This window comes from Actinomyces timonensis DSM 23838, assembly GCF_000295095.1.
Taxonomy (GTDB): Bacteria; Actinomycetota; Actinomycetes; order Actinomycetales; family Actinomycetaceae; genus Actinomyces; species Actinomyces timonensis.
In genome coordinates this window covers 409,424-430,078 of the sequence record NZ_JH806633.1, presented here as the reverse complement: position 1 = coordinate 430,078, position 20,655 = coordinate 409,424, and the positions used below count along the sequence as shown (strand labels likewise).

15 protein-coding genes and 1 riboswitch are annotated in these 20,655 nt (G+C 73.4%); of the genes, 6 read left to right on the top strand and 9 right to left on the bottom strand.

The window, feature by feature from the left end; all coding sequences use genetic code 11:
* The first annotated feature begins 54 nt into the window (after positions 1-54).
* Positions 55-1,698: an amidohydrolase gene (locus tag A1QA_RS0108375; RefSeq protein ID WP_017178462.1), complete on the top strand. Its 1,644-nt coding sequence runs from the start codon at positions 55-57 to the stop codon at positions 1,696-1,698.
* 24 nt (positions 1,699-1,722) lie between these two features.
* On the opposite strand, the gene A1QA_RS0108370 is transcribed toward A1QA_RS0108375, so the two are convergent.
* Together A1QA_RS0108370 and A1QA_RS0108365 are read right to left on the bottom strand one after the other, a co-directional pair.
* Complete coding sequence (locus A1QA_RS0108370) at positions 1,723-2,766, bottom strand: N-acetyltransferase (RefSeq protein ID WP_017178461.1); 1,044 nt, start codon at positions 2,764-2,766, stop codon at positions 1,723-1,725.
* 195 nt (positions 2,767-2,961) lie between these two features.
* Positions 2,962-5,214 (bottom strand): DNA gyrase/topoisomerase IV subunit B, encoded by a 2,253-nt coding sequence (locus A1QA_RS0108365; RefSeq protein WP_017178460.1) that lies wholly within the window; start codon positions 5,212-5,214, stop codon positions 2,962-2,964.
* A gap of 202 nt (positions 5,215-5,416) precedes the next feature.
* Between A1QA_RS0108365 and A1QA_RS0108360 the strand changes: the two genes are divergently transcribed.
* The 3 genes from A1QA_RS0108360 (at position 5,417) to A1QA_RS0108345 (ending at position 6,936) form a co-directional block, all read left to right on the top strand.
* On the top strand, positions 5,417-6,070 hold the full coding sequence (locus A1QA_RS0108360; protein WP_017178459.1) for a hypothetical protein: 654 nt from the start codon (positions 5,417-5,419) through the stop codon (positions 6,068-6,070).
* Complete coding sequence (locus tag A1QA_RS0108355; RefSeq protein ID WP_017178458.1) at positions 6,058-6,510, top strand: DCC1-like thiol-disulfide oxidoreductase family protein; 453 nt, start codon at positions 6,058-6,060, stop codon at positions 6,508-6,510. The genes A1QA_RS0108360 and A1QA_RS0108355 overlap by 13 nt, the downstream gene beginning before the upstream one ends.
* A 159-nt stretch (positions 6,511-6,669) precedes the next feature.
* Positions 6,670-6,936, top strand: coding sequence for a DUF7455 domain-containing protein (locus A1QA_RS0108345; protein ID WP_017178457.1), 267 nt, complete (start codon positions 6,670-6,672; stop codon positions 6,934-6,936).
* A 106-nt stretch (positions 6,937-7,042) separates the two neighbouring features.
* Here the strand turns inward: A1QA_RS0108345 and thiD are convergent, their stop codons facing one another.
* The 5 genes from thiD to A1QA_RS16690 all read right to left on the bottom strand — a co-directional run bounded on the left by thiD (position 7,043) and on the right by A1QA_RS16690 (position 11,731).
* Positions 7,043-7,846 (bottom strand): bifunctional hydroxymethylpyrimidine kinase/phosphomethylpyrimidine kinase, encoded by an 804-nt coding sequence (thiD, locus tag A1QA_RS0108340; RefSeq protein ID WP_017178456.1) that lies wholly within the window; start codon positions 7,844-7,846, stop codon positions 7,043-7,045.
* Positions 7,843-8,505: a thiamine phosphate synthase gene (thiE, locus tag A1QA_RS0108335; RefSeq protein WP_017178455.1), complete on the bottom strand. Its 663-nt coding sequence runs from the start codon at positions 8,503-8,505 to the stop codon at positions 7,843-7,845. Before thiE ends, thiD begins: the two co-directional genes overlap by 4 nt.
* On the bottom strand, positions 8,502-9,317 hold the full coding sequence (gene thiM / locus A1QA_RS0108330; protein WP_017178454.1) for a hydroxyethylthiazole kinase: 816 nt from the start codon (positions 9,315-9,317) through the stop codon (positions 8,502-8,504). Before thiM ends, thiE begins: the two co-directional genes overlap by 4 nt.
* Positions 9,308-9,396: riboswitch (TPP riboswitch) on the bottom strand. (Overlaps the previous gene by 10 nt.)
* A 71-nt stretch (positions 9,397-9,467) precedes the next feature.
* Complete coding sequence (locus A1QA_RS15035; RefSeq protein WP_017178453.1) at positions 9,468-9,977, bottom strand: hypothetical protein; 510 nt, start codon at positions 9,975-9,977, stop codon at positions 9,468-9,470.
* Between the two features lie 83 nt (positions 9,978-10,060).
* Positions 10,061-11,731 carry an RNA polymerase sigma factor gene (locus A1QA_RS16690; RefSeq protein ID WP_017178452.1) on the bottom strand — a complete coding sequence of 557 codons (1,671 nt, stop codon included), beginning with the start codon at positions 11,729-11,731 and terminating at the stop codon, positions 10,061-10,063.
* Positions 11,732-11,996: 265 nt separating this feature from the next.
* Between A1QA_RS16690 and A1QA_RS0108315 the strand changes: the two genes are divergently transcribed.
* Both A1QA_RS0108315 and A1QA_RS0108310 read left to right on the top strand, forming a co-directional pair.
* A complete protein-coding gene (locus A1QA_RS0108315; protein ID WP_017178451.1) occupies positions 11,997-13,148 on the top strand; it encodes a polyprenyl synthetase family protein in 1,152 nt (383 codons plus the stop codon).
* Between the two features lie 67 nt (positions 13,149-13,215).
* Positions 13,216-15,471: a PASTA domain-containing protein gene (locus tag A1QA_RS0108310; RefSeq protein ID WP_017178450.1), complete on the top strand. Its 2,256-nt coding sequence runs from the start codon at positions 13,216-13,218 to the stop codon at positions 15,469-15,471.
* 76 nt (positions 15,472-15,547) lie between these two features.
* Here the strand turns inward: A1QA_RS0108310 and A1QA_RS0108305 are convergent, their stop codons facing one another.
* Positions 15,548-18,844: a hypothetical protein gene (locus tag A1QA_RS0108305; protein WP_017178449.1), complete on the bottom strand. Its 3,297-nt coding sequence runs from the start codon at positions 18,842-18,844 to the stop codon at positions 15,548-15,550.
* A 79-nt stretch (positions 18,845-18,923) separates the two neighbouring features.
* On the bottom strand, positions 18,924-20,288 hold the full coding sequence (locus A1QA_RS0108300; RefSeq protein WP_017178448.1) for a class II 3-deoxy-7-phosphoheptulonate synthase: 1,365 nt from the start codon (positions 20,286-20,288) through the stop codon (positions 18,924-18,926).
* Positions 20,289-20,655: the final 367 nt, after the last annotated feature.

The window sequence follows — 20,655 nt, the reverse complement described above, 5'->3', positions numbered from 1 at the left end:
TCCTGGTCCGCCGATTCCGCTGCTCGGCCGGATCGACGCGCGTACGGTCCTGCTATGACTGGACTCCTCATCCGCGGCGCGCGCCCGGTCCGCTTCCGCAGCCGGAGTGACCTGGGGCGCCTGCGCGCCGCCGGTGCCGCCGCACGCGCGGAGCTGGGCGCTCCCCCGGCTCCGGGCGAGCCAGTGGATCTGCGGATCAAGGACGGAGCCGTCGTCGAGATGGGGACGGGCCTGGCGCGCCACGACGGCGAGGAGGTCCTGGACGCGGGAGGCGCCTTCCTCATCCCCGGTTTGTGGGACGCGCACGCGCACCTCGACCTGGAAGCCGCGCGCGTGGCGCGCCTCGACCTGGGGCGGACCGCCTGCGTGGAGGACGCCCTGGAGATCGTCGCCGCCGAGGCGCAGCGCCTGCGCTCAGCCACCGGCGCTGGGGCTGCGCGCGGCCCCGCGCTCATCCAGGGCTTCGGGCACCGCCTGTCCCACTGGCCGCGCGTGCCCAGCGTGACCGAGCTCGACGCTGTCACCGGTCCCATCCCCACCGTCCTCGTCTCGGGCGACGCGCACTCCGGGTGGGTGAACTCGGCGGCGCTCGTCCTGCTCGGCCTGCCTCCCGCGAGCGACGCCGACCCCGGTGCTCCCCTCACCGAGGGCGAGTGGTTCGCCGCCCTCAACCGCCTCGACGACATCTCCGGCTCGCGCGAGCTCGTTGAGTCCGGCTACCGCAGGGCCCTGGAGGATATGGCCGCTCGCGGCATCACCGGCGTCACCGATATGACCTGGGGGCAGGACTCCCCCGCATGGGTCGCCCGCCTGGGCCGCATGAGCGCCACCGGTCCCCTGCCGGGACTGCCCCGCATCCGGGTCTCCACCTACCGCGAGGGGCTGGAGGAGCGGATCTCCGCCGGACTGCGCACGGGCGATCCCCTGCCGGACTCCCCCGTGGGAGGCGACGGCGCGGCACTGCTGACGCAGGGACCCCTCAAGATCATCTCGGATGGCTCCATGGGCACGGGCACGGCCTGCCTGTGCAGCACCTACCCCGCCGACCTGGGCCTGGAGCACCCCCACGGGGTGATGAGCGTGAGGCTGGACGAGCTCGTGGAGCTCCTGGGCCGCGCCCACGAGCACGGGATCGCGGCGGCCGTCCACGCTATCGGGGACGCGGCGCTCAGCGACGTCGCCCGCGCCTTCGCCCGCACCGGGGCCCGGGGCCGGGTGGAGCACGCGCAGCTCCTGCCCGCCGACGCCACCGGGCCGCAGGGCGCGCTCACCACCCTTGTGCGCCTCGGCATCGAGCTGAGTATCCAGCCCGCGCATCTCATCGACGACTGGGCCGCCGTGGGGAAGGTGTGGCCGGGGCTGGAGTCGCGGTCCTACGCCTTCGCGGATATGGCGGCGGCCGGGCGCATGCTCGCCCTGGGCTCGGACGCGCCGGTGGCGCCGCTGGACCCGTGGCTGGCGATGAGCGCCGCCGTGGGCAGGCGCGCCCCGGATGGCTCGGTGTGGTCCCCCGATCAGTGCCTCACGGCCGAGGAGGCCCTGGCGGCGAGCGTCGACGGCGCGGCGCCGATCTCAGTGGGCTCGACCGCGGACCTCGTGCTTCTACCGGCCAGCCCGCTGGTGCTCGCCCCGGACGAGCTCCGGGACATGCGCCCCCTGGCCACCGTCGTCGCCGGCACCCTCACCGCCCACCGCTGAACGGCACGGCCCTCCCGGGAGGGGTCACACGTCCAGGCCGTAGAGGATCGTGCCGCGCGTGGGCTGGTAGCCGAGCTGCTCGTAGAGGCTGCCGGCCCCCGTGGGGCTGGCGGAGTCGACGCCGGCGGCGGCGTACTCCATGCCGGAGGCAGCGTAGGCGCGCATCGCCGCGGTCAGCAGGGCCGGGCCGAGGCCTCGGTCGGCGTACTCGGCGAGGGAGCCGAGCACGTCGGTGTACCCCTCCTTCCAGCCCAGGGCGTCCCAGTCCTGCTCGTAGCGGCTGGACAGGAGGTATCCGGCGATCCGGGCACGGTCACTGGAGCGGTCCAGGGCCACGAAGGACCACTCCGGGGCGAAGAAGGCGCGCCCTGCTGCCCATTGCTCAGGGCTCATCGGCTCGGCGCCCGCGCCCGCCGACGCCCGGTTGTGCGCCCGCAGGATCGCCTCGTCCAGATCCTTCGACCACGGCTCGATGCTGAGGAAGCGGTCCACGGGCGCCTCCGGGATCGGGTCGCTCAACGGGCGGCGCACCTCCCGGTACCAGCGCTGGGGCGAGTAGCCGAGGTTGGCCAGGTGCAACTGCATCCGCTGATCGTCCTCGAGCACCGTGGTGATGATGTGGGCGGGGGCGAGCGCGGCGTCGCCCCGCCTCCCGGCGCGCTCGGCCCCGATGAGGTGGCGCGCGCGCTCGGACTGCCAGTGCAGGATCGCCCCGCCGATGCCCTGCCCCCGCCACAGCGGGTCGACGACGCCGAGCACGGAGGCGAAGATCTCCGCCGCCGGGCGCACCCGGACGAGCCCGAAGGCCCGCATGACGCCGTCGGCGTCCCTCCCGGCGACACCGGAGTAGGTGGGATCGAGGAAGTACTCGGCGGTCTCCTGCTCCGTGGTGCGGTACGGGGGATCGTCGACCTCCTCCGCGCGGGCCACCAGCGCCGCCAGCTCGGCGTTGTCGGTGGGCCCCAGTGGCCTCCAGGACAGGGTGAGGGGCAGGGCGGAGCGGGCGCCGGGGCGCATCATCGACCATGCCGTTGCCGCTGTGGCCTTGGGCCGTCCGTAGTAGGCCATCGCCGCCTCCTCGCCGCTTTGTCGCCTCCCTGGGAATCGCCGCGATCCGGCGTCATCCGGGCCCGGCAACGGGTCGTGCCGGCTGCGGCAAGGCTACCGGAGGAGGAGCCCCGCCCCCTCCTCCTGCAGGTGGAACTCGGGACGGCGGCCCCACAGCAGTCCCACGGAGGCCTCAGGACTACCCCCGGGCCGGGCTCAGGCGTCGATGCGCTCGCGGTCCACGGCGTCGGCCCCGGCGATGATGAAGTCGCGGCGCGGCTCCACACTGGATCCCATGAGGAGCTCGAAGACGTCCTCGGCGTGGGTGAGGGCGGCCTCGTCGGCCAGCGTGATGCGGCGCAGGGTGCGGTGCTCGGGCTCCATGGTGGTCTCGGCGAGCTGGTGGGCGTCCATCTCCCCCAGGCCCTTGTAGCGCTGGGGCTCCTTGAAGGAGCGCCCCTGCTTCTCCAGCCGGCGCAGGGTGGTGACGAGCTCGTCGTCGGAGTAGGTGTAGATGATCTCCTTCTTGCGGCGCCCGGAGCCGGAGACCTCGATGCGGTGCAGCGGCGGCACGGCGGCGAAGACACGGCCAGCCTCGATCATGGGGCGCATGTAGCGGAAGAAGAGGGTGAGCAGGAGGGTGCGGATATGGGCGCCGTCGACGTCGGCGTCGGTCATGAGGATGACCTTGCCGTAGCGGGCCTGCTCCAGGTCGAAAGTGCGCCCGGAGCCAGCGCCGACCACCTGGATGATCGCCGAGCACTCGGCGTTGCGCAGCATGTCCGCCTGGGAGGCCTTCTGGACGTTGAGGATCTTGCCGCGGATGGGCAGGAGCGCCTGGTACTCGGAGTTGCGGGCGTTCTTCGCGGTGCCGAGCGCGGAGTCGCCCTCCACGATGAACAGCTCGGAGTGGGAGACGTCGTTCGAGCGGCAGTCGGCGAGCTTGGCCGGCAGGGTGGAGGTCTCCAGGGCGGTCTTGCGGCGGGTGATCTCCTTGTGCATGCGCGCGCTCACGCGGGCGCGCATCTCCCCGACGACCTTCTCCAGCAGGGAGCGCGACTGGGCCTTGAGGTCCCGCTTGGTGGAGGTGAGCAGGGCGGTGAGCTCCTTCTCCACCACGCGGGCGACGATCTGGCGCACGGGGGCGGTGCCGAGGACCTCCTTGGTCTGCCCCTCGAACTGCGGCTCGGGCACGCGCACCGTGACCACGGCGGTCAGGCCCGCCATGATGTCGTCCTTCTCGATGCGCGGGTCCTTGGCAGTCATCTTCAGGGCGCGGGAGTTGGAGTCGATCTGCTTGCGCAGGACCTTGACGAGGGCCTGCTCGAAGCCGGTGAGGTGGGTGCCCCCCATGGGGGTGGCGATGATGTTGACGAAGGAGCGCTCCAGGGTGTCGTAGCCGATGCCCCATCGCAGGGCGACGTCGACGGTGCAGGTGCGCTCGACCTCGACGGGGCGCAGGTGGCCGGTGGATTTGTCGAGCTGCTGGACGGTCTCGGTGTAGGCGCCCTCGCCGGTGAGGCGGAAGGTGTCGGTCACGGAGGCGTCGGTGGCGAGGAACTCGACGAAGTCGGCGGTGCCGCCGCGGGCCTGGAAGACCTCGACGCCGTCCTCGGCGCCGGTGTCGAACAGGTCCCCCGAGCCCTCGACGGCGTTCTTGGCGGCCGCCCGCAGCGAGACCTCGGCGACGGCGTCGTCGGTGGCCCCGGCGTCGGCGGCCGGAGTGGTCGAGGCGGCGATGGCCTCGGCCTCGGGGCGCTGGTCGTCGAGGGACAGGGTGAGGCCGGGCACGAGGAAGCTGGTCTGGCGCAGGCGGGCGCGCAGGGCGCCGGCGTCGTACTCGGTGGGCTTGGGGAAGATCTGGGGGTCGGCCCAGTAGCGCACGCGGGTGCCGGTGACACCCCGCTTGACCTTGCCGATGACGCGCAGCTCGGAGGCGTCGGTGAACTCGGTGAAGGGCGAGTCGGGGCCGCGTCCGGCGGAATCGTCGAAGGTGCCGGGCTCGCCGCGGTGGAAGCTCATGGCGTAGGTCTTGCCGCCGCGGTCCACCTCGACGTCCATGCGGGAGGCCAGGGCGTTGACGACGGAGGCGCCCACGCCGTGCAGGCCGCCGGCGGCGCCGTAGGAGCCGCCGCCGAACTTCCCGCCGGCGTGGAGCTTGGTGTAGACGAGCTCGACGCCGGTCAGGCCGCTGGAGGGCTCGATGTCCACCGGGACGCCGCGCCCGTTGTCGCGCACCTCGATGGAGCCGTCGTCGTGGACGATGACGGAGATGGAGTCCCCGTGGCCCTCGAGGGCCTCGTCGACGGCGTTGTCCACGATCTCCCACACGCAGTGCATGAGGCCGCGCTGATCGGTGGAGCCGATGTACATGCCGGGGCGCTTGCGCACCGCCTCGAGCCCCTCCAGGACGGAGAGGTGGCGCGCTGAGTAGTCGCCGCGGCTGGTCGTGTTCTCGGATGCGGGCACGCCCGGAATCTAGCCGATACCGAGGCCGCGGCGCTTCTGCCGCGCCGCCGGAGGGGCAGGCCGGCGCCTGTCCGGGACGAGGATCACAGGCGGCCCAGCGGCATGGGGCAAGGGCCAGTGGCCTGGGAGGACTCGCCGGAGCACGAACATAATGACGAGAGGTCTATAAAACTAGTGGAATTAAAAGGATTGTCCGCACGTTGTGGGCGTCGAACTCGCCAGGGCCAGCACCCGCTGCCCATCCGCGACGGCGTACCGACCACAGCGGCCCCGTACCTCCCCGATCACGAGGTTCCACCACCCCTATGCACGACTCGACCACATCCGACCAGCCCCCCCCCAGGCCGCCGTCCGCACCGGCGCTGACATCGTCACCTCCCGCGGCGCCCGTCGCGCCCTGGCAGCCTCGCGCATCGTCGTCGGGGCCTATCTGCTGTGGGCATTCTTCGACAAGCTCCTCGGCCTGGGCTACGTGGTTCCCCCGGAGGGCGCCTGGATCCGCGGCGGCACGCCGGCCCAGGGCTTCATCAACCACATCGAGGGCCCCTTCGCCGGCGTCTTCTCCGTCTTCGCCAACCCCGTGGGAGACGCCCTGTTCATGGCCGCGCTGCTCGGCATCGGAGCCGCGATGGTCCTGGGGATCGGCCTGCGCGTGGCGGCCGTCAACGGCACCGCCCTCATGACCATGCTGTACCTGGCGGAGTTCCCGCTGACCAACGGCGGCACGAACCCGATCATCGACGACCACTGGCTCTTCGCCGCCATCATGATCACCTCGGCGCTCACCCTTGCGGGCGACACCTGGGGACTGGGGCGCGCCTGGGCGAGGAAGGTGGGCGACGGGTGGCTGCGGTGAACGACGGCGTCCAGCGCCCCGGAGTCGAGGATGGTGCGGCCGAGGCCTGCGGGCCCGCGCTCATCTACGACCCAGACTGCTCGGTGTGCACCGCCTTCGTGCGCCAGCTGGGCAAGCGCGTCCATCCCTCGGCCGGGCTTCGGCTGACGCCCTCGTCCCACTGGGAGGGGCCTGGCGCCGAATGGACGGATCGCTCCGCGGTGTTCCACGACCCTAGGGAGGGGGATGCGTTCCACGTGGAGGAGCAGGCCATCGGGCGCGCGCTCATGACGGCCGGCCCCCTGCCCCGGGCGGTGGGGAGCCTCATTATCCGTCAGCCCCTCAAGCCGCTGGCCAGAACGGTGTACCGCACGATCGCCCGCAACCGGCACCAGCTCGGCTGCCAGGGCTCGTGCGCGATCCCCCAGCCGCGGCCTGGCGCCTCGCCTCGCTCGCGCTGAGGCGCCCGGGGCCGGGTCGGCCGGTCGGGAGCGTCGGGTTGGGCTCGTGGGGCCGGGAATCTCGCGCCCCTGATCGGCTGAGGGCGAACGCGCTGCGCCCGGGGCGGAAACCACCGTCCACAGGGCGGATCAGGGGCTCGTGCGTGGTCCAATCGAGTCATGACAACTGCGAGCACGTCCGTCGTCGAGCGCCCGGCCACCGCGCCCGAGGCCGCCTCCGCCACTGAGGACACCGCTGCCGAGACCCGTCCCCTGACCACGGCGGACCGCTGCGACGCCTGCGGCGCACAGGCCTGGGTGCGTGTGGTCCTCGCCTCCGGGGAGCTGCTGTTCTGCGCCCACCACGGGCGCGCGCACGCCCCGGCCCTCGCCGAGCGCGCCCTGTTCATCCAGGACGAGAGCTCCCGCCTCACCGAGGGGGCCTGACCAGCCCTCCCCCGTCGTCGAGCGCGCCCGATCCCCCATGGGAATCGGGCGCGCTCGTCGTTGTCAGCCGGGGGCGGCCAGCGGTCCGCCAGCGCTCAGCCTGCCCTCAGCCAGCGCCATGCTCGGGCCACAGGCGGTAGAAGTGGTGGACGGGGCCGTGGCCGTGACCGATGCCCAGGGCGTCGGCGTGCTCAAGGGCCCCCGTGAGGTAGGCCTTGGCGTCGGTGATCGCCTCCAGCCAGGAGGACCGCTGCGGCCTCAGGGCCGCGATCGCCGAGGAGAGGGTGCAGCCCGTCCCGTGCGTGGACGTGGTGTCCACGCGATGCCCACGCAGGAGCTCCAGGCGCTCGCCGTCGGCGTAGACGTCGGTCGCCTCGTCATCAAGATGGCCGCCCTTGACGAGGACCCTGCGGGCGCCGCGCTCCACGAGGCGGCGCGCCTGTGCCGCCAGGCCCTCCAGGTCCCGGGCCGGCTCCTCGTCAAGCAGGACGGCGGCCTCATGCAGGTTGGGCGTGATGAGATCGGCGCTAGCGCACAGGCGCCGGACGGCGTCGACGGCGTCGGCGTCCAGCAGCCTGTCCCCCGAGGTGGCCACCATGACCGGGTCGAGCACAGTGGCGCTGAGAGCCGGCAGGTACTCCCCCACCGTGCTCGCGAGCTCCGCGGTGGCGAGCATGCCGATCTTCGTGGCGTCGGGGACGATGTCGTCCAGGAGCGCATCCAGCTGGAGGCGCGTGAAACCAGCGTCCACGGCCCGCACCCCCGCGACGCCGCGCGTGGATTGCGCCGTCAGGGCGGTGATGACGCTCATCCCGTAGGCACCGAGCGCGCTCATGGCCTTGAGGTCTGCCTGGATCCCGGCGCCGCCGCTGGGGTCCGAGCCGGCGATGGTCAGGGCTGTGATCGTCATAGAAGGTTTCCTTCTTCCCAGGCCCGCCTCAGTCGTGCGGCGGCCTGTCGCGGATGGTCGTCCAGGCAGATCGCTGAGACGACGGCGGCCCCATCGAGCCCGGCGGCGCGCAGTCCGGGAAGGTCGTCGACGCCGATGCCGCCGATAGCGACCGCCGGGAGGCCTGTCAGTCGGGCGAGGGCCGCGACGCCGTCGACGCCCAGGCCCACCGGCGCGTCGGTCTTCGTGCTGGTGGCGCGCACGGTGCCGATGCCGACGTAGTCGCAGGCGCCGCTCCTCTCCGCCGCGCGCAGCTCGCCCGGGGTGGCGGCCGACAGGCCGATGCGGGCCTCCTCGCCGATGAGGCGCCGCACGACGTCGGCAGGCAGATCCGATTGCCCCAGGTGCACGCCCGCCACGGGCGCCCCGAGGCTGCGGGCGGCGAGGAAGACATCCACCCGGTCGTTGACGAGGATCGGGATCCTGGCGCCCACGGCGTCGGCGATGTCGAGGACCTCGGCGAGGAAGGATCCGCCGTCGGATTCCTTGGCCCGCAACTGGACGCAGGTGGCTCCCCCATCGACGGCGGCCAGGACGATCTGCCTCGTGGTGCGCCCCTTGCTCCGGCACTGGGCGTCATCGGTGACGAGGTAGAGGGACAGGTCGAGGGGCGGCCTCATGCCGGGGCCTCCGTGATCGCGACCGCGCCGAGGTCGCCGGCGCCCACGCTGTCCAGGGCGTCGAGGAAGGCGGGCTGGAAGGAGCCCGGGCCGGTCGAGCGGGCCGCGGCCAGTTCCGCCGCCGCGCTGTTGACGGCGTGGCAGGCGGCTGTGGCGGTGTGGGGGTCGTGCCCCGAGGCGCGGCCCGCGGCGACGAAGGCGGCGATGAGGGCGCCCAGGGCGCAGCCGCCGCCGGTGATCCGCGTGAGCATGGGCGAGCCCCCGGCCACGCGGGTGATCCGATCGGCGCTGACGACGGCGTCGATGGGCCCGGAGACGGCGACGACCGCGCCGTGGCACGTGGCGATCGCCCGGGCCGCGTCGAGCGCGGCGTCGACGTCGTCCGCCGTCTCGGGGCCGCGCCCGCCGCCGCCCTGGCCGAGCAGGGCGATGATCTCCGAGGCGTTCCCGCGCACCACCGTGGGGCCCATCTCGACGAGTCTGTGAGCCAGGGCCGTCCTATGCGTGAGGGTCCCGATGGCGACGGGATCGAGGACCCAGGGGGTTCCTGCCGCCCGGGCGCTGGTGGCCGCCTCGATCGCCGCCTCGCGCTGCTCGGGCTGCGGGGTGCCCAGGTTGATGAGGACTCCTGAGGCGAGGGCGGCGAAGGGCCCGGCCTCCCCCGTGATGTCGACCATGGCGGGCGCTGCTCCGGCGGCGAGCAGGACATTGGCGGTCAGGCCCGTGACCACGGAGTTCGTCAGGCACTGGACGAGCGGTGAGGTCTCGCGCACCGCTTCCAGAATGGTCAGGGCGGAGTCGTGGAGCGGCATCGTGACATCCCTTCGCCAGCATTGTCTGAGCAGGTTCGACGGGTGTGATCTCAGCCGTGCGGCACCCCGTGTCGCCGGTCACAGTAGCATGGTGGCCAGGGGCCGCACAGCCCCTGGCCACCATGAACGATCGCTCGCGAGTGGGGAGTGTCAGCCCGCGTCCGCGGCCTGGGTCCCCTGCCCGTAGAAGTTCGACTGCGAGACGGTGCGGCTGCCGAGCGCGGAGGCGAGGGTGACCCTCACGGTCGCGATCTCGAGGATCGCTGGGCACTCGGCGGGAGCGCCGGGGATAGTGCCCTCGGTGAGGTTGATGTCCACGGCGTCGGGCGACTCGCCGACGTCGACGTGGACGCCCATGCAGGTGGAGGAGCCCCCGGAGAAGCCGAGCTCGATAGTGGTGTCATCGATGGCGCGCCAGGTGTCCCACGCCAGGGGCTGCGGGTTGATGAGATCGTCCCGGGAGGTCCACTGCCCGGCCGTGGTGGTCTGGACGGCGGTGGGGTCCGCCGTGGCGGCCTGCTGCGCCGAGGAGGATCCGGAGTCCTTCGAGTCCTTGGACTGGGAACAGGCGGCGGCCAGCAGGGGAAGGCCGACGGCGCCGAGGCCGAGCACCAGCCGCCGGGCGGGGAGCCCGGAGCGGGAGGGGTATGTATTTCTCATGCCCCCATCCTCCCCCGGACCACCGCCCAGCGTCCAGAACACGGCAGGTCAGTTGCCCTCGCCACGCCGACCGCGTCCGGAGGTCAGTCGAGGTAGTCGCGCAGGACCTGGCTGCGAGAGGGGTGGCGCAGTTTCGACATGGTCTTGGACTCGATCTGCCGGATGCGCTCGCGCGTGACCCCGTAGACCTTGCCGATCTCATCAAGGGTCTTGGGCTGGCCGTCGGTGAGCCCGAAGCGCATCGAGACCACGCCGGCCTCCCTCTCGGAGAGGGTGTCGAGCACCGCGTGCAGCTGCTCCTGCAGGAGGGTGAAGCTGACGGCGTCGGCGGGGACGACGGCCTCGGAGTCCTCGATGAGGTCGCCGAACTCGCTGTCCCCGTCCTCGCCCAGAGGGGTGTGCAGGGAGATGGGCTCGCGGCCGTACTTCTGGACCTCGACAACCTTCTCCGGCGTCATGTCCAGCTCGACGGCGAGCTCCTCCGGGGTGGGCTCGCGGCCCAGGTCCTGGAGCATCTGGCGCTGCACGCGGGCGAGCTTGTTAATGACCTCCACCATGTGGACCGGGATGCGGATCGTGCGGGCCTGGTCCGCCATGGCGCGGGTGATCGCCTGGCGGATCCACCAGGTGGCGTAGGTGGAGAACTTGTAGCCCTTGGTGTAGTCGAACTTCTCCACGGCGCGGATGAGGCCGAGGTTGCCCTCCTGGATGAGGTCGAGGAAGAGCATGCCGCGGCCGGTGTAGCGCTTGGCCAGGGAGACCACGAGGCGCAGGTTGGCCTCCAGCAGGTGGTTCTTGGCTCGCTGGCCGTCCTGGGCCACCCAGTGCAGCTCGCGGCGGTACTTCGAGGGGAGGTCGTTGCCCTCCGTGGCCAGGAGGTGCTCGGCGTAGAGGCCGGCCTCGATGCGCTTGGCGAGCTCGACCTCCTGCAGGGCGTTGAGGAGCGCGACCTTGCCGATCTGCTTGAGGTAGTCCTTGACTGGGTCCGCGGTGGCGCCCGCGGTGACGACCTTCTGGGCGGGCTCGTCGGCGTCGTCGGAGTCGGAGACGGTGAAGGAGCCATCCTTGTCCCGCTCCTTGGAGCGCTTGCCGGCCTTCTTGGCGGCGGCGCGCTCGGCCTCCTCGCGGCGCATCCTCTCCAGCTCGCCGGTGAGGGCGGCGATCGAGGGCTCCATCTTGATGCCCTTGATGACCCAGCCGCGGAAGATATAGCCGTTCTCGGCCAGGAACTCGCGGGCCACCAGGGGCGCGGAGTCGCCGATGGTGAAGCGCGGGACGGGGCCGTGCCCGTAGGGGGCCAGGGTGATCGGCTCCTCGAGCGTGCCGTTGCCCGCGATCTCCAGGCCCTCGACGATCGTGTGGGAGCGCACGTAGAGGGTGGCGCCGGGGGCGAGCTTGACGCCCTTGAGGGAGGCCGGGGTGTTGAAGGGGTGCTTCTTCGTGCCGTCCCCGTTCTCCTCCAGGTTCACATCCAGGTAGTAGTCGCGCAGCTCCGGGGCGGGGCCGTCGTCCTCCTGGGCGCCGTCGGCGTCCTGGGAGTCGCCGTCATCGTCAGCGTCCTCGTCGTCCCCCGACTCGTCCCCATCGGAGTCCTCATCGGAGTCATCCTCCGAGTCGTCGTCGAGGTCGGCCTCCTGCTCGTCGGAGTCATCGGCGTCGTCGGAGTCCGCATCGAGGTCGAAGACGTCCTCGGGGACCTCGTCGGCGTCGTCGATCTTCTGAGCACGCTTGCGCAGGGCAGTGGAGGAAGCCACGGGGCACCTTTCACGTGGGGAATCTGCTCGGCGGCGGGCCAGCCCCGCGCATCCCCCTCATCTCCATGCAGGGAAGCGGGCGCAGTCCACCACCATCGCAGCGGGCAACCCCGAGATTGTAGCCTTTATTCCCGGCTCGCTCAGCATCGGTCCAGCGCAGCCCCAGCGACGCCGAGGGCGGCGGCCTGACCACTCCAGCCCGCCCTACCTCGTCCCGGCTCGTGCGCCGCCCCGTCCCGGGCCGAGATGCCACTACCCTGGCGCCATGACGCAGATCGACCGCACGATGAGCCTCGTGCGCCAGGCCGTGGACGAGCGCATCTCGCAGGCGATCGCCGAGCGGAGGGACGAGTGGGCCGACGCCGGACCCGCCGCGCGCGAGCTCCTCGACGCCGCCGCTGATCTGCTGGGGGGCGGCAAGCGGATGCGCGCGGTGCTGGCCGCCATCGGCCTGGCCGCCACGGCCGAGGGCGCGCGCCGCGAGGAGATCCTGTCCGGACGGGCCAGCGCGGGGCTGGGCGCGGCCCTGGAGCTCTACCAGGCGAGCGCCCTCATCCACGACGACGTCATCGACGCCGCGCTCACCCGCCGGGGCCTGCCCGCTGCCCACCGCCGCTTCGCCGCCGCGCACCAGGGAGCCGGCTGGCTCGGCGACGCCGAGGCGCACGGCCGCAGCGCGGCGATCCTCCTGGGCGACCTGCTCCTGTCCGCCGCGGGCTCCGAGCTCGGGGCCGCCCTGGCCCAGTGCCCTCCCGCGACCCGTCCGGCGGCGCGGGCCGCCTTCGACGCCATGACGGAGGAGGTGGCGCTCGGCCAGTACCTGGATGTGCGGGCCGAGTCCCTGCCCCTGCCCGACGAGGATACCGACCACATTGCCGCCGGCGAGGCAATGGAAGCGGCCGCCCTGGCGGTGGTGCGCCGCAAGTCGGCCCGCTACTCCGTCATGCGCCCCCTGCTCATCGGCGCGATCCTGGGCGGGCTCCCTCCCCAGGGCGAGGCCGCCTCCCGGCTCGCGGAACTGGGCGAGGCCACCGGGATCGCCTTCCAACTGCGCGACGACGAGCTCGGCGTCTTCGGCGACCCGGCCCGCACCGGCAAGCCCGCCGGTGATGATCTGCGCGAGGGCAAGAGGACGGTGCTGCTGGCACTGGCCTGGCAGCGCTGCGACGCCGATGGCAGGGCGCTCCTCGGCAGCGTGCTGGCCAACGCCCAGGCCGATGCTGACGAGATCGCCGCGGCCGCGGCCCTCATCGAGGACTGCGGGGCCCGGGCCGCGCACGAGGAGAGGATCGACGAGCACGCCGAGCGGGCGCGCCGGGCCCTGGAGGCGCTCGCCGCCGCGAGCCCGGGCGTGTCCGCATCTGCTCTCGCCGACCTCGCCTCCGTCATCTCCCTCCTGACCGACCGCAGGGCCTGACCCACGTGGGGAGCCCGCCCCGGCGCTGCGGTCCGGCGCGGGCGCTCGGGCCCCATAGAATGCCGTCGTGTCCCACGACCCCCTGACTGGCCGGATCGTCGACTCTCGCTACGAGGTCGGCCAGCGCGTGGCGCGCGGCGGGATGGCGACGGTCTACAAGGCCTACGACCGCCGCCTCGAGCGCGATGTCGCCCTCAAGCTCATGCACGCCCACCTGGCGGACTCCCCCGACTTCGTCGCCCGCTTCCGCCGCGAGGCCCGCGCCGCCGCGCGACTGTCCAATCCCGGCGTCGTCGCGGTCTACGACCAGGGCGCGATCGACGGCGTCGCCTACATCATCATGGAGTACGTGCCCGGCCCCACCCTGCGGGACCACATCGCCTCCGGACCGCTGACGGTGGCCGACGCCCTGGAGATGACCAGCCATGTGCTGCGCCCCCTGGGCGCCGCGCACCGCGCCGGGCTCATGCACCGGGACATCAAGCCGGAGAACGTCCTGCTGCCGGCGGACGGCTCCGTGCCGAAGGTCGCCGACTTCGGCCTGGCCCGAGCGGTCACCGAGGCCACCCAGACCTCCACCGGCAACATCCTGGGGACGGTGGCCTACCTGGCCCCCGAGCTCATCACCTCCGGGGCCTCCACGCCGCGCGCCGACGTCTACTCGGTGGGGGTCATGCTCTTCGAGCTGCTCACCGGCGAGCAGCCGTTCAGCGCTGACACGCCGATCCAGATAGCCTTCCGCAATGTCCACGAGGACATCCCCGCGCCCTCGACGCGCGCCGAGGGGATCCCGGCCCCCGTCGATCGGCTCGTCGCCTCGATGACGGCGCGGGACCCGCAGGAGCGGCTCGCCAACGCCGACGACGCGCTGCGCGCGGTGAGGGAGGTGGCCGAGGAGGTCGTGGGCGAGGCCGAGCCAGCATCCTCGGCGGCCGCGATCAGCGCCGCGGCCATCGGCGCCGCCCTGGGCGGAGTCGCGGGCGCGGACGGCGCCAACAGAGCGGGGGCCGACGACGGATCGCTCTCCCCGAGCAGCGCGGGCAGTGCCCCGGATCCGACGAGCCCGGATGACGCTGGCAGCGCGAACAGCGGTGGCAGCGCCGCCAGTACTGCCAGTGCCGCCAGCGCCAGCAGCGCAGGTCGTGCGGCTGATTCGACCGACGAGGCCAGCGCGACGAGCCCGGCGAGCGCGCGGAGCGCGGCCGGTGCCCCCAGTCCTGCCAGCGTCGGGGGCTCCGCCAGCGCGGCCACGCCCGCCGAGGCCTCCCGGACGGTCCGTCTGCCCCGCAACCCCCTCGATCCGAGCGCCGTCACCTCCAGCGCGGGCATGCGCACGGTCTCCCTGCCGATCGGCTCGATCTCGTCGACCAGCGGTGATGACGCCAACGGCGAGGAGGACCCCGACGCCCGCGCGGCCGGGCTCCTCGGGCGCCGCCTCCTCATCACAGGCGGCGCGCTCGCCGTCCTCAGCGCGCTGGGCGGCACGGGCGCCTGGTACTTCCTCGCCGGCCCCGGCCGCCGGGTCAGCGTGCCCAGGATCGAGGGCATGACCGCCGAGGAGGCCAGCGCCGCCGTCTCCGGCGCGGACCTGGTGTGGGTCGAGCCGACCACCGCCTACTCCGACTCGGTCCCGGCCGGCACGGTCATCTCGGCCACGCCCGCGGGCGGCACCTCGGTGACCGTGGGCGCGCGCATCCAGACCGTCGTCTCCCTCGGCGTCGAGCAGAAGACCGTCCCGGACGTCGTCGGCAAGACCGAGCACGACGCCCAGACCGCGATCATCGACGCCGGCCTGACGGTCGGCCAGACCTCGAAGGACTACTCCTCGTCCGTGGCCACCGGCATGGTGATCTCCACTGATCCGGCCGCGGGCCAGTCCCTCGACAAGGGATCGACCGTCAACATCACGATCTCCAAGGGCCGCGCCTCGGCCAAGGTGCCCGACGTCGTCGGCAAGACCGAGGAGGAGGCCCGCAAGGCGCTCAAGGACGCTGGCCTGGAGATGAGCACCCCCACGAGGGCGAACGACAAGTCGGTCGAGGAGGGCCATGTCATCTCGCAGTCGCCGAAAAAGGGCGCCAGCGGCGTCTACAAGGGCGACTCCGTGGCGATCGTCATCTCGCAGGGGCCGAAGATGGTGACGGTCCCCGATGTGACGGGGAAGTCCGAGAGCGAGGCGAAGAAGGCCCTCAAGGACGCCGGCTTCGAGGTGGAGGTGGACAAGGCCTGGACAGGCCTTGTCTTCGGCGAGGCCGATTACACCAAGCCCGCCAAGGGCGAGCAGGCCGCGGAGGGCTCGAAGGTGGTCGTCCACATCAAGTGAGGCCGCGCTTGACGGCGGGCTCGGCAGGGCTCGGCGCGGCGCCGCGGCCGGGCTCAGCCGGGCAGCGCCCGCCGGGTCAGGTGGCGCTCGTGCGCGCCCGCCGCGCCAGGAGGGCGACGATCCCCGTGGCGCTTCCCCGCAGCTCGCGCAGGCGATCGCGCCAGGGCTCCGGCCAGCCGAGCGCCCGACCCTGCGCTATGACGATGGCCAGGGCGAGCGCGGCGCCTGCGGCGTCCTCCCGGTCCATGAGGGCGTCGGCGGCGGACACGGGGAGGCCGGACTCGGGCAGGAGCCGGAGTCGGCGGGCGCGCTCCAGGGCCGCGCTCGTCGTGGCGGCGAGCTCCCCGGCAAGGCTCGCGTCGTCAACGGCGCCGGCCAGGCGCTCCAGGGAGGCCAGGCAGGCCGCCTCGTCCTCCCACTCGGTGGCGGCCAGGCGGCTCGCCCAGGGGGCGGTGGGCGGGCAGGCGGTGCGGTCGAGGCCCTCGAGCTGGGCGCTCATGGCCTCCAGGTGGTCGCGGTGCCAGCGCAGGGAGGCGCCGTCGTCGGGGATCATGGCGGCCGCCAGGCACTGCAGGCGGCGCAGGTGGGGAAGGTCGGCCTCGGCCTGGGCGTTGGGCTCGGCCTCGTCCGCGGCGCCGCCCGCGAGCCCGCGCAGGACGGCCAGGTGCCCGCTCCAGTCGGCGGAGCGCGAGGAGTGCCGGGCGATCGCGCCGATCGCGGCGGCGGACTCGGCGGGGGCGCCGTCGCGCACGATGTCCTCCAGGAGGCTGGGCAGGTCCGGCAGGACGTCGCTCCACTCCCCCAGCGCGGCGATGAGCTCGGGCTCGCGGGCGGCCGCCAGGAGGAGGCGGGCGTAGCGCAGGCGGTGGCGGTCGGCGATCTGCCGGGGGGAGGTGGAGGCCAGGGCGAGGGCGGCGTCGCGGCCCTCGGTGGCGACGTGGGCGAGGATCGTCCAGGCCTCGGGGGCGTCGAGCCAGGCGATCATGGCGCGGGCGGCGGCCAGGCGCACGTCGGGGCGGGTGTCGCGGGCCATGGCGGCGCCGATCAGCGTGGGCAGATCCGCGGGGCGGTGGAGGCGGGCGAGGACGCGCAGGGCCTCCTTGCGGGCGCTCATGCGGATGGGGCCGGCCAGCGCGCCGGTGAGGATCTTGGAGGCGGTGGCGGGGTCGAGCCTGGCGGCGCAGGCCATGGCGCCGTCGAAGGCGGCACAGGCATGGTCGCCCCCGGCGTGGCGCACGATCTTGCGCAGGGCGGCCTCGGGGTCGGACAGGTGCGCGAGGGCCTCGAGGGCGGAGGCGCGGGTGTCGGGGGCGTCGGCGTCGAGCCAGGGGCGCAGGTCGGTGACGGTGGTGGTGGGGATGCGCGCGAGGGTGGTCAGGGCGCGGTGGCGCTCGGCGCGGGTGGTGGCGCGCGCGTCGATACGGCGGCGCAGGGCGTCGGCGTAGGCAGCGAGGTGCTCGGGGTCCCAGCCGTGGGGGCCCGCGGGCAGGAGCGCGAGGTAGGTGTGCTCGCGGTGCCAGAAGCGGCCCCGCAGGGGGCGGTCGAGGAAGAGGATCCCGACGAGGTCCTGCCGCGCGCTGCTGATGGCCTCGGTGACGGGGCGCAGGGCGGCGAAGGACTCATCGCGGCGCACGAGCTCGGCGACCTTCTCCCCGCGGGTGGCGGGGTCGGCGAGCCAGGCGACGGCGGCCCCCTGGCGGTCGGCGGCGACCGGGGAGCCGAGGGCCGCCACGAGCAGGGAGTCGAGGAGGGGGCTGCCGCCCGCCTGGCGGCCGAGCGCGGAGTGGAGGTCGAGGAGGAGCCCGCACTCGCCCGCGAGCGATTCTTCGCCGAGGCGCTTGGCGAGGGCGTCGATGACGGCCAGGGAGAGGGCCCGCCCGGGGGTCAGCGGCGGGTGCCAGAGGTGGGGCTCGTCGCCGACCGCGGCCGCGAGGAGCCGGGCCGGGCCCGAGGGGGCATCCCCGGTGGACACAGCGTGGTCGGTGAGGCTCCAGGCGAGGCTCTGCAGCGTCCACTGGGTGGCGGTGGAGGCGTCCTGGGCGCGCAGGGCCGCCCGGATGAAGCCCTCGAGGGGTGTCAGTGGGCAGCGGGACAGGACGGACAGGGGGATGGAGGCGAGCGCGCGGGCGACGATGAGCCTCACCACGTCCTGCTCGTGGTCGAGGGCGCCCAGGCGCAGGAGGACCTGGGTGAGGGCATCGGCGTCGCGACTGCGCCCAGCCGAGCAGATGAGGGCGCTCCATGCTTGCCCGCGCTCCTCGGCGCCGAGCGCGTGGAGGCGGGGGCCGGCTAGGAATGCTGCCTGATCCGGGGCGAGGAAGCCGGCGATGGCGAGTTGGCCGAGGGCGCTGGCGAATTCGGGGAGGGAGGCCATGCGCCGTGCCTCGCGCTGGCGTCGGGCGCGCGGCAGGACCTCCAGGAGCGCCTCGGAGTAGTGGCGGCGGGTGGTGTCGACGCCGTCGAGGGCGCCGTCGAGGACCTCCTCGCGATCCCGGGGGGCCAGGGCGGCGAGGATGGCGGCGAGGCGGCCGTCGTCGTCGCGCCCGGCGCGGGCCAGGGCGATGCGCTCGGGGACGGTGAGCAGGTGGAGGGAGCGGTGGAGGCTCTTGACCAGGCGGGCGCTGGCGGTGGTGAGGTGGCGCTGGCCGACGTCGTGGGGCGCGCGGGCCAGCAGGCAGGCGACGGCGCGGGGGTTGTGGCGCAGGAGGCACCCGAGGTGGGGGTCGAGGCCGTCGGGGATGACGCGCGTGGGGCCGGCGGTCAGCAGCAGGGCGATGAGCCCGCCGGGGAGGCTGGCGGCGAGCGGGGCGTAGGCGGTGCGGGCCCAGGCCCAGGCGTGGTCGCGCTGGATGGGGGCGGCGCCCTCGAGACGGCGGGCGAGCTCGTCGAGGACGACTCCGGGGTGGCGGCGGGCCAGTGGGGCGAGGCTGGGCAGGAGGTCGCCGAGGTCGGGGATGAGGGAGCGGGCGGTGGGCTCGTCGGCGGAGGCGAGCAGGCGGGCGCGGTCGGCGTCGGCCAGGGGCAGGCCGAGGAGGATGGCGGCCATGTCGGTGCGGCGCGTGGCGCGGATGCGGTGCTCCAGGGCGCGGCGCTGCTCCAGGGGCAGGCAGAGGTAGCGGGTGGCGAGGTCGTCGGTGCCGGGGACGGCGGCGTGGCTGAGGGCGCGCACGCGCTCGGCGTCGCCGGCGGCCCTGGCCGCGGCGAGGGCGAGGCCGGCGTGGTAGTCGGAGCGGGCGGCGAGCGCGTCGAGGAGGGGGCCGAGGGCGGGGTCGGCAGCGTGGTCGCGGGCGAGGCGCACGAGGGCGCGCACGCGCTCGACGTGCGGGAGGGAGGGCAACTGCCGAGCCAGGGATTCGGCGTCGGGAAGGGTCATGGGGCGAGGCTACCGGGTGGCCTGCCGTTTCCCGGCGCTGAGGGCGAAGCCTTGTCCCCTTCGAGACCTTGGGGGCCGCTCAGGCACGCAGGGCCTGGAGCATCTCGGCGACCTCGAAGGCCATCTCGAGGGACTGCTGGTGGTTGAGGCGGGGGTCGACGAGGGTCTCGTAGCGCTCGGCGAGACCGGCTTCGTCGATCTGCTCGCCGCCGCCGAGGACCTCGGTGACGTCGCCTCCGGTGAGCTCGACGTGGATGCCGCCGGGCACGGTGCCCAGCGAGCGGTGGACCTCGAAGAAGCCGCGGACCTCATCCATGATCGCCTCGAAACGGCGGGTCTTGTAGCCGTTGTCGGAGGTGATGGTGTTGCCGTGCATGGGGTCGGTGATCCATGTGACGGGGCGCCCGTCGGCGCGGGCGGCCTCGACGAGGGGCGGCAGGGCGTCGCGGATGCGCCCCGATCCCATGCGGGTGATGACGGTGAAACGGCCGGGCTCGCCCTCGGGGTTGAGCCGGTCGATGAGGGAGGTGAGCTCGGCGGGCGTGGTGGTGGGGCCGAGCTTGACGCCGATGGGGTTGCGGATGCCGGCCAGGAGGGCGGCGTGGGCGTCGTCGGCGCCGCGAGTGCGCTCGCCGATCCACAGCAGGTGGGCGCTGGTGCCGTAGAGGTCGCCGGTGCGCGAGTCGCGCCGGGTCATGGCGTCCTCGTATTCCAGGAGGAGGGCCTCGTGAGCGGCGTAGAAGTCGACCTGCTTGAGGGCGTCGAAGTCGACCCCGGCGGCCTCCATGAACCGCATGGCGCGGTCGATCTCCTCGGCGAAGGCCTCGAAGCGCTTGTAGGCGGGGTTGTCGGTGAAGCCGCGGTTCCAGGAGTGGACCTCGCGCAGGTCGGCGTAGCCGCCCATCGTGAAGGCGCGGATGAGGTTGAGGGTGGTGCCGCTGCGCAGGTAGGCGTCGAGCATGCGGGCGGGGTCGGGGGTGCGGGCCTCGGGGGTGAAGTCGTGGCTGTTGACGGAGTCGCCGCGGTAGGCGGGCAGGGTGAGGCCGTCGCGGGTCTCGGTGTCCGCGCTGCGGGGCTTGGCGTACTGGCCGGCCATGCGCCCGATCTTGATGATGGGCATGGAGGCGCCGTAGGTGAGGACGGCGGCCATCTGGAGGATGGTCTGGACCTTGAGGCGGATGTCGGTGGCGGTGTTGCCGTCGAAGGACTCGGCGCAGTCCCCGCCCATGAGGGCGAAGGCGCGGCCCTCGGCGGCCTCGGCCATGCGCTCGCGCAGGGAGTCGACCTCGCCGGCGAAGACGAGCGGGGGGCGGGAGCGCAGGTCGGTGCCGACGGCGGCCAGGGCCTCGGGGTCCGGGTAGGTGGGCTGCTGCGCGGCGGGCCGGTCCCGCCAGGTGCCGGGGCTGGCGGGGGCCTCAAGCTCGTTCATCACGCCGGTCAGCATAGGTCAGCGCGCGGCGGGGCCCGGCTCCCCCACCGCATGCCGGGATCGGGGCACCCGGGTGGGACGGCATATCGACTCGCCATTCGAGAGCCGCGGCAACGTCGGCCCGTTGCCGGCACCCGCCGAGGCGCGGAGTTGCACGCTCAGAGGAGACCGCGAGATCCAAAACGTTGGAATCACGCGAAGCGACCTCGAGCCGTTGAGTCTCCCGTGTGCATTCGAAGCCCGGATGCACACGGGAGATTTCCCGCGCGTGCGACGCCTACGCAATTCCAACGAAAAGTCGGAGCCCTCGCGTTCCGAGCGTGCAACTCCTGCTCCGCGCGCCCGTGGTGGCGCCCCTCGGTACCGAGGACGGGCCTGGGGC

What these genes read in the sequence shown, in the direction of transcription:
- A1QA_RS15035 (WP_017178453.1), bottom strand. Translation starts at nt 9,977, where the DNA reads ATGAGAAATACATACCCCTCCCGCTCCGGGCTCCCCGCCCGGCGGCTG.
- A1QA_RS0108300 (WP_017178448.1), bottom strand. Translation starts at nt 20,288, where the DNA reads ATGCTGACCGGCGTGATGAACGAGCTTGAGGCCCCCGCCAGCCCCGGC.
- A1QA_RS0108370 (WP_017178461.1), bottom strand. Translation starts at nt 2,766, where the DNA reads ATGGCCTACTACGGACGGCCCAAGGCCACAGCGGCAACGGCATGGTCG.
- thiE (WP_017178455.1), bottom strand. Translation starts at nt 8,505, where the DNA reads ATGAGGCCGCCCCTCGACCTGTCCCTCTACCTCGTCACCGATGACGCC.
- thiM (WP_017178454.1), bottom strand. Translation starts at nt 9,317, where the DNA reads ATGCCGCTCCACGACTCCGCCCTGACCATTCTGGAAGCGGTGCGCGAG.
- A1QA_RS0108375 (WP_017178462.1), top strand. Translation starts at nt 55, where the DNA reads ATGACTGGACTCCTCATCCGCGGCGCGCGCCCGGTCCGCTTCCGCAGC.
- thiD (WP_017178456.1), bottom strand. Translation starts at nt 7,846, where the DNA reads ATGACGATCACAGCCCTGACCATCGCCGGCTCGGACCCCAGCGGCGGC.
- A1QA_RS0108315 (WP_017178451.1), top strand. Translation starts at nt 11,997, where the DNA reads ATGACGCAGATCGACCGCACGATGAGCCTCGTGCGCCAGGCCGTGGAC.
- A1QA_RS0108305 (WP_017178449.1), bottom strand. Translation starts at nt 18,844, where the DNA reads ATGACCCTTCCCGACGCCGAATCCCTGGCTCGGCAGTTGCCCTCCCTC.
- A1QA_RS0108345 (WP_017178457.1), top strand. Translation starts at nt 6,670, where the DNA reads ATGACAACTGCGAGCACGTCCGTCGTCGAGCGCCCGGCCACCGCGCCC.